This window comes from Vibrio sp. 16, assembly GCF_963681195.1.
Classification (GTDB): domain Bacteria; phylum Pseudomonadota; class Gammaproteobacteria; order Enterobacterales; family Vibrionaceae; genus Vibrio; species Vibrio sinaloensis_D.
Genome location: NZ_OY808998.1, coordinates 1465777 through 1479607, shown reverse-complemented (window position 1 = coordinate 1479607; position 13831 = coordinate 1465777). Strand labels below are relative to the sequence as shown.

Below are 13831 nucleotides of genomic sequence, written 5' to 3'. Positions count from 1 at the left end.
TTACCTCTACCTACTCCAACCGTAATCTGAATTGGCAACGGCGATAAAGCCTTGTGAACATCAGGAGGTATGTATGTTTTTTACCGGGGAGCGGCAATGACACAAGCTCAAACTAACCACCAATACTTCTCTCCCATCGAGATGATGGCGGAAGCCGAGAAGTTTGCGTTAAGCAAAGCAAAGAAAAGTAGTGGCATGACGTTAAGCCTTGCTGTCATGGCAGGGGCGTTTATAGGACTCGCCTTTCTTTTCTATATAACCGTGACAACGGGTAGCACCGAGACGGGCTGGGGCCTAAGCCGATTAGCAGGCGGACTGGCATTTAGTATGGGTTTAATCCTCATCGTGATTTGCGGCGGTGAACTGTTTACGAGCTCTGTGCTATCGAGCATTTCATGGGCGAATAAACAGATCAGTTTTACCAAGATGCTGAGTGTGTGGGGCAAGGTCTACGTTGGTAACTTTATTGGTGCCATGTTACTGCTCACCATCGTATCGGCGGCAGGTTTGTATCAGATGGACCACGGCCAGTGGGGATTAAATGCACTTAATATCGCGCAACACAAATTGCACCACACGACAGTCCAAGCCTTTGCATTAGGCGTACTGTGTAACTTGCTGGTCTGCTTAGCTATATGGCTCACGTTCAGTAGCGCAAACGCGATGACCAAAGCAGCAATGACCATTATGCCCGTCGCTATGTTTGTCTCCAGTGGCTTTGAACACTGCGTCGCAAACATGTTTATGGTCCCGCTAGGTATCGTGATTCAAAACTTTGCGCCCGAGCCATTTTGGACTCAAATCGGCGCAACCCCCGCTCAATATGCGGACTTAAATATCTATCAATTTGTCACAGCGAACCTTATTCCCGTGACACTTGGCAACATCGTTGGTGGTGCTGTTCTGGTTGGGCTTGCCAACTGGTGTATCTACCGCCGACCACAACTAAAAGCAGCGCAAGTCGCTTCAATTACCAAAACCACTAACATTACGTCAGTTAAGGAAACCACTATGAACACAACTATCCTTGTAAAAGATATCATGAACCCTGCGCCAATTACTTTGGGCGCAGAAATGACAACACCTGCTGCAATCGACACATTATTAGATAACCATTTGATCAGCGCACCGGTTGTTGATATCGAAGGACGCTTGGTTGGTTTCTTCTCAGCGCATGATGTGATGGTCGATTTGTGGTGCCAAGACTACATTCCTACTCAAGGACAAAAAGTTGTCGATCTGATGTCGCGTGATGTGGTGGCAATTGATGCGAAAGATAAACTGGTCGATGTCGCTGAATACCTGTGTATCGATAAAGAGCAGCTTTACCCAACCACCAGCATGGGCATCGCAACACAATTCACCACGCTATCTCTTGAAGAACGCGCAAAGAGTATGAAAGTAAGCAAACCACATGTACTCCCTGTGATTGAGAATGGTCAGTTTGTTGGTGTGGTCACCCGTGAAAACGTACTTTCTTCACTACGCAATGTTTACGGTGACCGCGTAACGTTGGTCGACACAGAACGTGAATTAGAAAGTGCATAACGAATAGGAAAACAACGTCAAAAACGCTAGGAAATTTGGTCGGGAAATAAGTCGCTTGACCAATAAAGCCCTCAACCACTTAGGTTGAGGGCTTTCTTTATTTTTTGGAGGTAAGTGGAATTACTTCTGAATACCTTCTACATGCAGTTCCATATCAACGTAGCTTGAAGTACCCATCACTGCGATGTTGAAATCAGCCAACTCTAGACGCGTTGTGCCGTAGAAACCTGCACGTTGACCACCCCATGGGTCTTGACCTGCACCGATAAACTCCGCATCGATGGTAATTGGCTTAGTTACACCGTGCAGGCTCAGATCACCTGTTACTTCTAAGTTACCGTCGCCTTTGTCAACCACGCTCGTGCTCTTAAACGTAGCGGTTGAAAACTTCGATGCATCAATGAAATCTGAACTGCGAATGTGCTTGTCACGCTCTGCATGGTTTGAATCCAAACTGCGAGTGTCAACGTTTACCGTCACCTTCGATGCCGCAACATTCGCTGGGTCGTAAGAGAATTCGCCATCAAATTTATTAAAACGACCTTTGATGAAACTATAACCAAGGTGACTAACTTTGAAGTTTACTGACGCGTGTGCGCCCTTTGTATCAATAACGTAGTCCGCTGCGCTTGCACCAAAAGGCAGTGCCATCACCATAGCCAGTCCTGTAGCAAATAACGTTTTTTTCATTTTGAAGCTCCTATCATTTTGCGTAGCGTGTTGTCTTTGTTAATAAAGTGGTGTTTCAATGCAGCAAGGGCGTGGGCAGCAGCCATTAGTATCAGAGCCCATGCAGCGTAAAAGTGGATAAGGCCTGCGGTGTCTGCTTGGTTTTCAAACAACGCTCCCGCGCCAGGCACGGTGAACCATGTAAACACATCAATACCACGACCATCCTCTGTCGAGATTAAGTAACCGGAAACAAACAACAATAGTAGAGTTGCGTACATTGCGAGGTGAACAATCTTCGCTCCCGCTTTTTCAATCGCACTGCCTTCTACTTTTGGTGACGCCGTAACATGCTTCCAAACCAAACGGAATAGAGTCAATGCGGCGAGTAAAATGCCAATCGATTTATGCCAGTGTGGTGCTGTCCGATACCATTCGCTGTAGTAGGACAAATCAACCATCCACAGCCCAACAGCAAACATACCAATCACGACCAGAGCAGATGACCAGTGCACAGCACGAGCAACCACATTATAGTTTTTGACTTCCGACTTCATTGCAGTTTCCAAGTTAAATGAATCTCTTTATCACATGAGAATAGTTATCTCCCCTTGTGTGTAACAGATTATTTACCATTATTTACACTGGGGAAATCTCTTACCCTTGATGATCTCGTTCGAAAAATTTGATGGAACGAATTGCGTGATAGAAAAGGCACCTCAATATTGGCTAATCTGTTCTATCTCATAAAGCTCATCAGCAATATCCAGCATCTTTCTCTCCATAATCGCCTGTGCATCTTTTACACCTTGGTTGTAAAAGGTGGCACCAAACTTATCAAAGATAAAATCCAGCAAAAAATCGGCATCAAACTGGCCAATTTCGACATCAAGCTCTTGTTCGAGATAGTCCTGAAGGTCTTTAGCCATCGCTTGTTTTTGTTGTGACGTAAATTCAATCTTAGACATAAACCCCTAACTCTATGCAATTTTTTGGACAATAAGTGTAACTGAGTTTATCAACGCCATGTTACTGTAAGCGCGAAAACTGGGACCTAGGGAGAGTGTTGCCTTGTTATTGGATGTGTTGATTCAAAGCGTGAATGAGTTTCAAGCAGATTGCATGAAACTGTGTGAAAAGCACTATCCAACCATTCATAATCGCGGAATGAGTGAACATCATTTGGGTTTGGCTTTTGCACGCCGCCTGTCTAGAACATTAAAAGAGTTCGGCCACAGTTACGATTACCAGTCCCTCGAAACCGCTGCCTCCACTGACTATCCACACCATTATCGGGTCACTTCGGAAGTCGGCACCGTTTGGATTCTTACCTCCCATTTGGTCAGTGCTGGAAACTCATGTAGAAACAAACAGTTTAAAACCATTGCGCAGTGGCAAGCAGAGTATGGCTATGCCGTTCAGCCGAATGATCTTCTATTGCTGTTGACCGATCATTGGATAACTCGAAGCAAACCTAGCCGAGAGCTACTCCATTGGTGGACAGGACAACTGCCCGATGAGATAGACGAATACAAGACCCAAGGTATCAGTCTATTTGAGAGCGAATCACAATTGTCACGAACGTTAGAACAACAATTTGCCCTTAGCCCCTACTACGTAAAGTTTACGCACCCACTTAAACGCTCAAACGATCAACAACTCGTTAGGAAGTACATCCAACTGTTTTCTGTCATCCAGCTCAGTTAGCCTGTCACAAATGCGTCACGTAGCACTCGCATACTGTTAGCTATGCGCTGACCACTGAAACGCCATGTGAAGAAACTCAAGCGATACCAATACGAAAAATACGCCGTACTCTGTAACCTAGCCTATTCAAGGGTGCTAAAACACACGCGCTACGGCTTTGCACCAAAAGGTCAGCGTATTGTCTACAATCGATTCGGCCACCCCATGATGCGCGTTTTATGGAAAAACGATCATGATGAAGTCATTGTCGTCATTAAGGGCTCTCACAACCCGCAAGATTGGTTGCTCAATCTGCATTTGTGGCAACGCAAGGCCCACTGTTTGAAGCTTAACTATCCCGTTCATTCTGGCTACCTGCAACAAATTACCCAACCGAGCATTGCTAAACATGGCCACTCTCCCCATCCGCTAAATGTTTACCAAGCACTGTCCAACATTTTGCAGCCTCTATTAGAAAACGGAAAGCGCGTTACCTTTACTGGGCACTCTTCCGGGGGCGCGATCGCCTGCATTTTGGCTGATGCGCTCGAAAAACAGCGTGCGAAATCGGTTAAGCGTGTGGTCACCTTTGGTCAGCCAGCATTTGGCGGCTTCATGATGAAAAAGCAGTACTCATTGAGCCACAAGACGTATCGAATTTGTTGTGATCTCGATATCGTGACATTCCTTCCACCTCTACCCGGCGTATACCTGCATGTGGGTAAACAATTGTGGCTTTACAATGGTAAGATTTATGAGAACACACCGACGCTGATTCGTTTAGGTCGTTCTGTTGCATCTTGGGTAATAAGACCGTTCTCTTATCATCTAATGTCAAAGTACATTCGCAACAAAGATTACTTCGATGAACGCTAGCCGTGGTTGTTTGACTGTTTAATGTCTTGAAAACTGTTTCCAGTGCGACGAGCGCTGTAGATAAGACAACAAACTGAAGAAAGAATTGACAAATTTACGACATTGTCAATATTATGTCGAACGACACGCATTATGTCATACGCTAAGGGACCGAGGTCTGCTGTTTAATGATTCTCACAAGCAAAAGTCAATTCCAACACTGCTTAGAAACGACCGCCGAGCACCAGTTTATCGCAAACTATAACGGGCTCACTCTCTCGAGTGTTTATCAGCCAATTTTTGACATCGATGAGTCCATATTCGGTGTCGAAGCCTTAGTCCGAATCAAAGATGCCAACGGCAACCCTATCCGACCTGACCACTTCTTTTGCTCTGATACCTTTTGCTACGAAGACAAGATCAATGTTGAACGCCTTAGCCGCGTTATCCATCTTCGCAACTTTGCTCAGTCCGATTTCCGCCATAAGCAGCTATTTCTCAATGTATTGCCTATTGCCGGAGAGAGGCTAGCGACAGAAGATCTTAAAAACGGTTTGCTCGCGAGCCGAATTCAGCACCTAGGGCTTAAAAACTCTCAAATCGTTATGGAGCTCATCGAACTCGATTGTGAAAATCTGCGCTATTTGGAAACGGCGATGGAAAAGCTCAACCAAAATGGGTTCAATGTCGCCATTGATGATTTTGGCGCGAATGCGTCTACCGAAGCGCGTGTGCTTCAAGTAAAACCGCACATATTAAAAATGGATCGATCACTGCTCGTCCAGTATTGTTCTGGTGATCACGCCCCTCTACTCAGTGCCTTACAGCTTGCGAAACGTATTGGTGCCCAAACCGTGATTGAAGGTATCGAAACCGCGCAGCAACTGAACGCGATGCGCGCACTTAACATTGACCTTTACCAAGGCTTTCACCTAGCGATGCCAGTCATGTTACCCGCCAAGATTGTTGTACCTTCTAATTAACGCTCTCTTCTATCGATTTCAGACAGCAAAGCAGCGTTTTAGTAACATCTAACAAACAATAACAATACAGTTATTATGTCCACTATTTTTACTTTTATTAATTTATTGTTCTAGATCATGAGCACTAGAAGTTGCACTCGTACTGATTAGCGAATTTTTGTACATTGCTGTTCATAGTTTGAAACAGTTTTATACAAATCCAACAATACTAGGGTGATTACTATGCTGGAGCTTCTCATTGGCTTAGCGGTTACAGTGGCTGTCGGTTACTTTATCGTTAAAGGCTACAAGCCTGCAGGTGTACTTCTAACTGCCGGTTTAATTCTTCTTATTCTTACAGGTTTACTCGGACATACCGTCCTCCCTGCTAAAATCGCGTCGACCGGCAATATGGTCACGGATTCACTGGAGTATGTGAAATACATGCTTCAATATCGTGGTGGCGGTTTGGGTATGCAAATCATGTTGCTTTGTGGTTTCGCATCCTACATGACTCACATTGGCGCAAACAATGTCGTTGTTAAACAGTTTTCCAAGCCGTTGTCAGTCATCAAATCACCTTATGTACTGCTCGTTGCCGCTTACATTGTCGCTTGTTTGATGTCTCTTGCGGTCAGTTCAGCGACTGGGCTTGGTGTCCTATTAATGGCAACCCTGTTCCCTATGATGACGGCAATGGGTATTTCGCGCCCTGCGGCTGTTGCTGTGTGCGCCTCGCCAGCGGCTATTATCTTATCTCCTACCTCTGGTGACGTGGTGATTGCCGCTGAAAAATCCGGATTAGATTTGGATGTCTTCGCAGTTCAAACCGTTCTACCTGTGTCGATCTGCGCAATTATCGTCATGGCTGCTGCGGCATTCTTCTGGAACAAATACTTAGATAAAAAAGACAATTCACCAATGGAACGCGTGGATGTGTCAGCAATCGAAGTAAAAGCACCAGCGTACTACGCGGTATTACCTTTCTTACCGATTGTTGGGGTATTTCTGTTTAACGGTCGTACGATTGAAGGTTTAAAGCTCGATATTTACACCATTGTCGTGTTGTCGATTTTCCTCGGTGCCTTGGTAGACTTCGTCACTAAGCGCTTCAAGGGCAAGGAAACGCTCGAAGATTTGGAGTCTTGTTATGAAGGGATGGCTGATGCGTTTAAAGGCGTTGTCATGCTATTGGTAGCGGCTGGTGTATTTGCTCAAGGTCTAATGTCGATTGGCGCAATTGATAACTTGCTTCACCTTGCGGAAACTGCTGGCGCAGGTGGCATTGCACTGATGCTCATCTTGACTGGCTTAACGGTTGCTGCTGCTATTGCAACGGGCTCTGGCAACGCGCCATTCTATGCGTTTGTTGAGCTTGCGCCTGCGCTAGCCGCCAAGATGGGGTTAAACCCAGCGTTTTTGATTATCCCGATGCTTCAAGCCTCTAACCTTGGTCGCACCGTTTCTCCTGTGTCAGGCGTTGTGGTTGCGACATCGGGAATGGGTAAAATAAGCCCGTTTGAGGTGGTGAAACGTACTTCTGTCCCAGTGCTGTGTGGCTTGATCACCGTGATCTTTGGCACGCTCGTATTGGTACCTATGGCCGCGTAATCCCTATTGCAGTAAAAAGGGCGCTCGATGCGCCCTTTTGTGTTTAATGGCTATTTTATTTCGCCGTAGCGCTCTAAGTACATAACAGTAGCCGCCGTACGCGACGGTACGCTCAACTTTTTGAGTAAGCTTTTCATATGAACTTTGACCGTAGATTCAGAAATGAACAGCGTGTCAGCAATCTGCTTGTTTCGATACCCTTTCGCCACTTCTTTTAAAATTTGCATCTCACGATCCGTTAACTCATCAAAGACATCAGTACTGTTTTCACGATCAGCAAGGTACTTGGCGACTTCTTTGCTATACGCTTTGTTACCGCGTAACGATACTTTTAGTAATTCAACTAGCTCATCAGGCTCGGTATCTTTTAGCAAGTAGCCATCTGCTCCCGCTTTAACAATGGCTTCAATATCCGCGGGGCTATCTGACACCGTTAAAATAACGATGGTAGCGTCACAGCCATCAGCACGGAGAGCGTTCAAGGTATCTAAGCCAGACATGCCTTTCATATTCAAATCAAGTAGCACGAGATCGGGTTTGCACTCGTGGTTTTTCGCCACGGCATCGGCACCATTACTCGCTTCTGCGACGACGTTAAACTCATCCTCAAAGCTAAGTAGTTGATGGATTCCTCGCCTCATGAGTGGATGGTCATCCACAAGTAATACTCTACATTCGGTCAATGTTTGGTTCCTTAGTTTTCGGATATTCTAACAATACTTCACAGCCTTGATTGGCTTGACTCGTTACCGCGAGCGTGCCACAAAGGCGAGACGCTCGCTCGTGCATAATACTCATGCCATAGTGATTCAACTTCTCAACCGATTGATCGAACCCTTGTCCATCGTCAAGGATGGATACGACAACTTTAGTCTCTGTCTCATGGCACTGAATAGTAATATTTTTCGCATTTGCGTGTTTGATTGCGTTGATGGTGGCTTCCCTGATCAACTGCAACAAATGAACCTGTTGATTGGCATCGAGCTCAATGGACGATAATTCATTGCTCAACTTAATCTCGGCGTTAGTTTGCTCCGCCAGTTGCTCTGTCATTTCCGTTAATGCGTGGCCAAAACTGCCTTCTTTGATTGTCAGCCTAAAGGTGGTGAGCAACTCACGTAACTGAGTATAAGCCGCAGACAAACCAGTATCGAGCTCAGCGAGGATTGGCGTTGTTTTTTCCAATTGGTGTGAATCTGGAAGTTTTGCCATGCTCCGTTTGAGCAGTGACACTTGAATCTTTAAATAGGAAAGAGATTGCGCAAGCGAGTCATGCAGCTCTCTTGCGATCGTGGCACGCTCTTCCATCAACAACAGCTGCTCAGCTTGACGTTGAGCCTGATTATAATAGACGGCACGCGACAGTATCTGAACAAAATTATCAATCAAAGCTTGATCTGGGCACGGTAGCGCGACTTTCCAATACAAGGTCCCGAGTTCAACGCCATCTAATGATAACGCCTTACTCTGACAAGAATTCTCGCAGCCACTGCACGCTTCGCCTTGCGTTAACACAAGCGGTCGCTCACCCTCAGCAGTAATTTCGAGTTTCACAGCACTGATCCCTTCGAGACTGACAATATGAGCTAGAATCGCTTCGAAATTGTCCTGACCAATACGCGATGCGGTGAGTTCTTGGGAAGATTTGTAAAGTACTTTGAGCGAGTCGTTGGCGTGTTGTAATTTTTGGGTCTTTTCATTGACCGCTTTTTCAAGTCCGCGATAGAGCTTTCCAAGATCCGCTGCCATCGTATTGAATGTACGCGTTAAAATTCCCATTTCATTGTCGCTAGAAACATTCAGTTCTACATCAAATGCCCGTGATTTAATTTGCTCACTGGCACGCACCAGTGCATTTAACGGGCGAACAATCTGCTTGCGAATGTAATGAACGACAAACAAACTGACGATCAAAATCCCACCCAGGCCTAAACCACCGACCCAAGCAAGTTTGATCAATTTCTGTTCAGAAAAATTCTGCAACTTAAAGACGAACGCATCGATCTGGTTAACGAAGCCTTCCACCAACACGAGGTAGCGCTCTCGATCTTGGCTTTTTAGTACCTGCTTAAGCTCATGCCAACGCATGATTAGGCTGTAATAATCATGGGTGATATCACTTGGGACGGTCCACCCTTGCAGCGCCTTCATTGAGGGCGAATAGATTGAGCGTTCAAACATCTGAATATGGGAAGGATAATCGACAGACTGGGTTTGAATATCATGGGCTAAACGATAGCTCTGCATACGCATCGAGCCTGCCACGTTGACGGCTTCCGCATCATTGAGACTTGAGGCTAAGGTAATGATCGCAAAACTCGTCGTCGCAACAGACAAAGCCAAGATCAGTCCCATCGCCTTGGCAACGGTTCTCGTCACCGAGTTTTTCACACTTTTAAACACTCTTTCACCGTTTGGAAGGCTTTGAACAATCACAAATTCTTCCCATATCTTAACTCACACGCCCAATATGTGATCAAACCTGCTGGAATTTATTGATCTGAAACAAGAACCCATAGCGATTAACCCCTAAGGGGTATTTATACAAATATGTCAAAACCTACAATTTATATGTCGGTAAATGACAGCTTATTAACAAACTTCTGAACTATGCTTATCCCATAACAACTGGGCTTATTTCAGAACATACTGGTCGGGAGCATTCGTGGTCGATTTAGCAAAACGTCGTTTTTTCTCTAGAACTAAAGTTGACGATTCAATGATTCGTTTACCTTGGGTTAAGGAAAGCGTCCGTTTTACCGATTTGTGCACCCGATGCGGCAAGTGTGAGCAAGCGTGTGAAACAAGCATCATTCGAAAAGGCGATGGCGGGTTCCCTACCGTCGACTTTTCAATCGATGAATGCACATTCTGCTATCAATGCGCAGAAGTCTGCCCTGAACCGATTTTTCTATCCAAGGAAGATAGACCGTGGAATGCAAACGCGACCATCAATGAAAGTTGTTTGGCGCACCAAAATGTCGAATGCCGAAGCTGTGGAGATATGTGCGAGACCATGGCCATTAAATTCAAACTCGAAATTGGCAAAGTCGCACAACCGAACATCGAGCTTGATGATTGTACAGGCTGTGGAGCATGTGTCTCTGTTTGCCCAACATCATCAATCATTGTGAGCAATTAGAACAACAACGGAAACATTGTATGTCACTTAACGAAGTGCACATTTCTAGCCTAGTCGTACACTGCGCGCCAGAACACCTTAGCCAGGTGAAGTCACAAATCGAGCAGAACGACAACGCAGAGATTTATGGCGATAGCCCTGAAGGGAAAATCGTGGTGGTTTTGGAGACCGAAAATCAAGGCTTCATCACCGATACCATTGAGACCATAAACAACCTACCTAACGTATTGAGCACCGCCCTCGTCTACCACCAGATCGAAACTGGGTTAGAAGACGAAGACACGGACAATAACAACACTGGAACCAACTATTCCCAAATCGAGGGTGAAGTATGAAGATGACAAGACGCGCGTTTGTGAAAGCAAACGCAGCAGCATCAGCAGCCGCTGTCGCAGGTATCACTCTACCAGCATCAGCGACCAACCTGATCGCAAGCAAAGACCAAACAAAAATTACGTGGGACAAAGCACCTTGTCGCTTCTGTGGTACAGGCTGTTCAGTTCTTGTTGGCACTCAAAACGGTAAAGTGGTCGCGACACAAGGTGACCCTGAAGCACCAGTAAACAAAGGTCTTAACTGTATTAAGGGTTACTTCCTTTCAAAAATCATGTACGGGCAAGACCGTTTGACTCAGCCTCTACTTCGTATGAAAGATGGCAAATACGACAAAGAAGGTGAATTCACGCCGGTTTCCTGGGATGTCGCTTTTGACACTATGGCCGAGAAATGGAAAGAAGCGCTGAAAAAGCAAGGTCCTTCCGGTGTAGGCATGTTTGGCTCTGGCCAATGGACAGTCATGGAAGGTTATGCGGCCGCTAAAATGATGAAAGCGGGCTTCCGCTCTAACAACATTGATCCGAACGCACGCCACTGTATGGCATCTGCGGTAGGTGCTTTCATGCGTTCGTTTGGTATCGATGAGCCGATGGGTTGTTATGATGACTTCGAAGCTGCCGACTCTTTCGTGCTTTGGGGTTCAAACATGGCAGAAATGCACCCTGTCTTGTGGACACGTATTACAGATCGCCGCCTCAGCCATCCACACGTTAAAGTCAATGTTCTATCGACTTACTACCACCGCTCTTTTGAATTGGCAGACGAAGGCTACATTTTCAAGCCACAAACAGACTTGGTCATTGCTAACTACATTGCCAATTACATCATTGAAAAAGATGCCGTTAACTGGGATTTCGTTAATAAGCATACCAACTTCAAGCAAACTGCAACGGACATCGGCTACGGCTTGCGTGACGATGATCCTCTACAAAAAGCGGCAGCAAATCCTAACTCAGGTAAGCTATCTTCAATCACCTTTGAAGAGTACAAAAAGTCCGTGGCGCCATATACGCTCGAAAGATCAGCTGAGATGTCAGGCGTATCAGAAGAAAAACTACTTGAGCTCGCGAAGCAGTATGCCGATCCAAACACCAAGGTGATGTCACTTTGGACTATGGGTACCAACCAGCATACTCGCGGCGTTTGGGTGAACAGCTTGATTTATAACCTGCACCTTTTGACGGGTAAGATTTCTACTCCAGGTAACAGCCCATTCTCGTTAACAGGTCAACCGTCGGCATGTGGTACCGCTCGAGAGGTAGGCACCTTTGCGCACCGTCTACCTGCCGATATGGTCGTCGCGAACCCTAAACACCGTAAAGTAGCAGAGAAGATCTGGAATATCCCTGATGGTGTCATTCCGCCAAAACCAGGCTACCACGCAGTCCTTCAAGACCGCATGCTTAAAGACGGCAAGCTAAACGCATACTGGGTTATGTGTAACAACAACATGCAAGCGGGTCCAAATATTAATGGTGAGCGTCTGCCAGGTTACCGCAATCCAGAAAACTTTATCGTCTGTTCTGACCCATACCCAACAGCGACCGCACAAGCTGCCGACCTTGTTCTTCCAACAGCCATGTGGGTCGAAAAAGAAGGTGCATACGGTAATGCTGAACGCCGTACTCAAGCATGGTATCAACAAGTGGGTACTGTCGGTGAGGCGAAATCTGACTTGTGGCAAGTGATGGAATTCTCGAAGCGCTTCAAAATGGAAGAAGTTTGGACAGAAGAACAACTAGCGGCAGCGCCTCAATACCGTGGTAAAACCATGTATGACATGTTGTTTGCTAACGGCGTGGTCAATAAGTTCCCTATCGAGGAATCTCGCGAGCTAAACGACGACGCTCATCACTTCGGTTACTACGTGCAAAAAGGTCTATTTGAAGAGTACGCAACGTTCGGACGAGGTAAAGCTCATGACTTAGCGCCTTACGACGTATATCACCAAGTTCGTGGCTTACGTTGGCCAGTCGTTGATGGCAAAGAAACGCTTTGGCGCTATAAAGAAGGCTCAGATCCGTATGCGAAACCAGGCAGCGGTTGGGACTTCTACGGTAAACCCGATGGTAAAGCGTTTATTATCTCTGCACCATACGAAGCGCCACCAGAATCGCCGGATTCTGAGTACGATATGTGGCTATGTACTGGCCGTGTTCTTGAGCACTGGCACACTGGCACCATGACTCGCCGCGTACCTGAGCTATACAAAGCAGTACCAGACGCAGTGTGTTACATGCACCCAGCTGATGCGAAAAAACGTGGCGTTCGCCGTGGTGAAGAAGTACTGATTGCAAACAAACGTGGTGAAGTTCGTGTTCGCGTTGAAACACGTGGTCGTAACCGTCCACCTGAAGGCTTGGTATTCGTACCATTCTTTGATGCTCGCATCTTGATCAACAAACTGATCCTAGACGCTACTGACCCGCTGTCTAAACAGACAGACTTTAAGAAGTGTCCAGTTAAGATCACCAAGATCGCTTAATTATCAGAGCTTGGCTGCCTAACTATTGGCAGCCACATCTAAGAATTTAGCCATTAGGCGGAGATAAAATAATGAAAAAATTTCTGATTGCACTGTTATCTGTGGGCGCACTTGTGAGCGGTGTTGCGGTAGCAGAACTTGATAACCCAGGTGGTATCGGCGGTTTGGAGTCGCTACGTGGAGCGAGCGAGCTTGAATCAACGCGTCCTGCGGATGAGTTTAAAAAGTATCCAAAGGAGCAAGTTCTCGACAGCAGCTTTGTCTATCAACCACCGTTAATCCCTCATAGCATTCGTAACTATGAAGTGTCTCTCAATGCCAACAAGTGTCTTGCCTGCCACAGCTGGAAAAATGCCAAAGAGATGGGCGCAACCAAAATCAGTGTAACGCACTACGTGAACCGCGAAGATGCGGTGCTGGCAGACATGTCTCCTCGTCGTTACTTCTGTCTACAATGTCACGTTCCTCAAGCGAATGCTCAGCCATTGATTGGGAACGAATTCAAAAGCGTAGACTCGCTTAAATAAGCGGTTCGTG

The 13831-nt window shown here is 46.1% G+C and carries 14 protein-coding genes; 9 read left to right on the top strand and 5 right to left on the bottom strand.

Translation table 11 applies throughout. The features are described 5' to 3' along the window. The first annotated feature begins 96 nt into the window (after positions 1-96). Entirely contained in the window at positions 97-1548 is a 1452-nt protein-coding gene (focA, locus tag U9J37_RS20845; RefSeq protein ID WP_322414136.1) for a formate transporter FocA, read from the top strand. A gap of 120 nt (positions 1549-1668) precedes the next feature. On the opposite strand, the gene U9J37_RS20840 is transcribed toward focA, so the two are convergent. The 3 genes from U9J37_RS20840 to U9J37_RS20830 all read right to left on the bottom strand — a co-directional run bounded on the left by U9J37_RS20840 (position 1669) and on the right by U9J37_RS20830 (position 3185). Continuing rightward, the gene (locus tag U9J37_RS20840; protein ID WP_005473202.1) at positions 1669-2238 is read right to left on the bottom strand and encodes a YceI family protein; all 570 of its coding nucleotides are present in this window, start codon (positions 2236-2238) and stop codon (positions 1669-1671) included. Further along, the gene (locus U9J37_RS20835; protein WP_005473171.1) at positions 2235-2774 is read right to left on the bottom strand and encodes a cytochrome b; all 540 of its coding nucleotides are present in this window, start codon (positions 2772-2774) and stop codon (positions 2235-2237) included. Before U9J37_RS20835 ends, U9J37_RS20840 begins: the two co-directional genes overlap by 4 nt. 162 nt (positions 2775-2936) lie before the next feature. Beyond that, on the bottom strand, positions 2937-3185 hold the full coding sequence (locus U9J37_RS20830) for a DUF2164 domain-containing protein (protein ID WP_005473236.1): 249 nt from the start codon (positions 3183-3185) through the stop codon (positions 2937-2939). Positions 3186-3288: 103 nt separating this feature from the next. On the opposite strand from U9J37_RS20830, the gene U9J37_RS20825 reads away from it, so the two are divergent. From U9J37_RS20825 to dcuC, 4 genes are all read left to right on the top strand, one after another. Then, complete coding sequence (locus U9J37_RS20825; RefSeq protein ID WP_038136811.1) at positions 3289-3924, top strand: hypothetical protein; 636 nt, start codon at positions 3289-3291, stop codon at positions 3922-3924. 66 nt (positions 3925-3990) lie between these two features. Then, positions 3991-4779 carry a lipase family protein gene (locus U9J37_RS20820; protein WP_005473264.1) on the top strand — a complete coding sequence of 263 codons (789 nt, stop codon included), beginning with the start codon at positions 3991-3993 and terminating at the stop codon, positions 4777-4779. Positions 4780-4946: 167 nt separating this feature from the next. After that, positions 4947-5741, top strand: coding sequence for an EAL domain-containing protein (locus tag U9J37_RS20815; protein WP_322414130.1), 795 nt, complete (start codon positions 4947-4949; stop codon positions 5739-5741). A gap of 222 nt (positions 5742-5963) precedes the next feature. After that, on the top strand, positions 5964-7331 hold the full coding sequence (gene dcuC / locus U9J37_RS20810) for an anaerobic C4-dicarboxylate transporter DcuC (RefSeq protein WP_005473305.1): 1368 nt from the start codon (positions 5964-5966) through the stop codon (positions 7329-7331). A gap of 50 nt (positions 7332-7381) precedes the next feature. Here the strand turns inward: dcuC and U9J37_RS20805 are convergent, their stop codons facing one another. Both U9J37_RS20805 and narQ read right to left on the bottom strand, forming a co-directional pair. Further along, positions 7382-8014, bottom strand: a complete 633-nt coding sequence (locus U9J37_RS20805; RefSeq protein WP_038190528.1) for a response regulator — start codon at positions 8012-8014, stop codon at positions 7382-7384. Beyond that, positions 8001-9734: a nitrate/nitrite two-component system sensor histidine kinase NarQ gene (gene narQ, locus U9J37_RS20800; protein WP_322414272.1), complete on the bottom strand. Its 1734-nt coding sequence runs from the start codon at positions 9732-9734 to the stop codon at positions 8001-8003. The genes U9J37_RS20805 and narQ overlap by 14 nt, the downstream gene beginning before the upstream one ends. Positions 9735-9996: 262 nt before the next feature. Here narQ and napF point away from each other — a divergent pair, with 262 nt between their 5' ends. From napF to U9J37_RS20780, 4 genes are all read left to right on the top strand, one after another. Further along, positions 9997-10473 (top strand): ferredoxin-type protein NapF, encoded by a 477-nt coding sequence (gene napF, locus U9J37_RS20795; RefSeq protein ID WP_038136797.1) that lies wholly within the window; start codon positions 9997-9999, stop codon positions 10471-10473. A 20-nt stretch (positions 10474-10493) separates the two neighbouring features. Then, a complete protein-coding gene (locus U9J37_RS20790) occupies positions 10494-10808 on the top strand; it encodes a chaperone NapD (RefSeq protein ID WP_038136794.1) in 315 nt (104 codons plus the stop codon). After that, on the top strand, positions 10805-13294 hold the full coding sequence (napA, locus tag U9J37_RS20785; RefSeq protein WP_005473294.1) for a periplasmic nitrate reductase subunit alpha: 2490 nt from the start codon (positions 10805-10807) through the stop codon (positions 13292-13294). The genes U9J37_RS20790 and napA overlap by 4 nt, the downstream gene beginning before the upstream one ends. Positions 13295-13365: 71 nt before the next feature. Continuing rightward, the gene (locus tag U9J37_RS20780) at positions 13366-13821 is read left to right on the top strand and encodes a nitrate reductase cytochrome c-type subunit (protein ID WP_005473252.1); all 456 of its coding nucleotides are present in this window, start codon (positions 13366-13368) and stop codon (positions 13819-13821) included. The last annotated feature ends 10 nt before the right edge of the window (positions 13822-13831 follow it).

Coding starts and splice junctions, on each gene's coding strand:
- focA (WP_322414136.1), top strand. CDS start 97: ATGACACAAGCTCAAACTAACCACCAATACTTCTCTCCCATCGAGATG.
- U9J37_RS20840 (WP_005473202.1), bottom strand. CDS start 2,238: ATGAAAAAAACGTTATTTGCTACAGGACTGGCTATGGTGATGGCACTG.
- U9J37_RS20835 (WP_005473171.1), bottom strand. CDS start 2,774: ATGAAGTCGGAAGTCAAAAACTATAATGTGGTTGCTCGTGCTGTGCAC.
- U9J37_RS20830 (WP_005473236.1), bottom strand. CDS start 3,185: ATGTCTAAGATTGAATTTACGTCACAACAAAAACAAGCGATGGCTAAA.
- U9J37_RS20815 (WP_322414130.1), top strand. CDS start 4,947: ATGATTCTCACAAGCAAAAGTCAATTCCAACACTGCTTAGAAACGACC.
- dcuC (WP_005473305.1), top strand. CDS start 5,964: ATGCTGGAGCTTCTCATTGGCTTAGCGGTTACAGTGGCTGTCGGTTAC.
- U9J37_RS20790 (WP_038136794.1), top strand. CDS start 10,494: ATGTCACTTAACGAAGTGCACATTTCTAGCCTAGTCGTACACTGCGCG.
- napA (WP_005473294.1), top strand. CDS start 10,805: ATGAAGATGACAAGACGCGCGTTTGTGAAAGCAAACGCAGCAGCATCA.
- U9J37_RS20780 (WP_005473252.1), top strand. CDS start 13,366: ATGAAAAAATTTCTGATTGCACTGTTATCTGTGGGCGCACTTGTGAGC.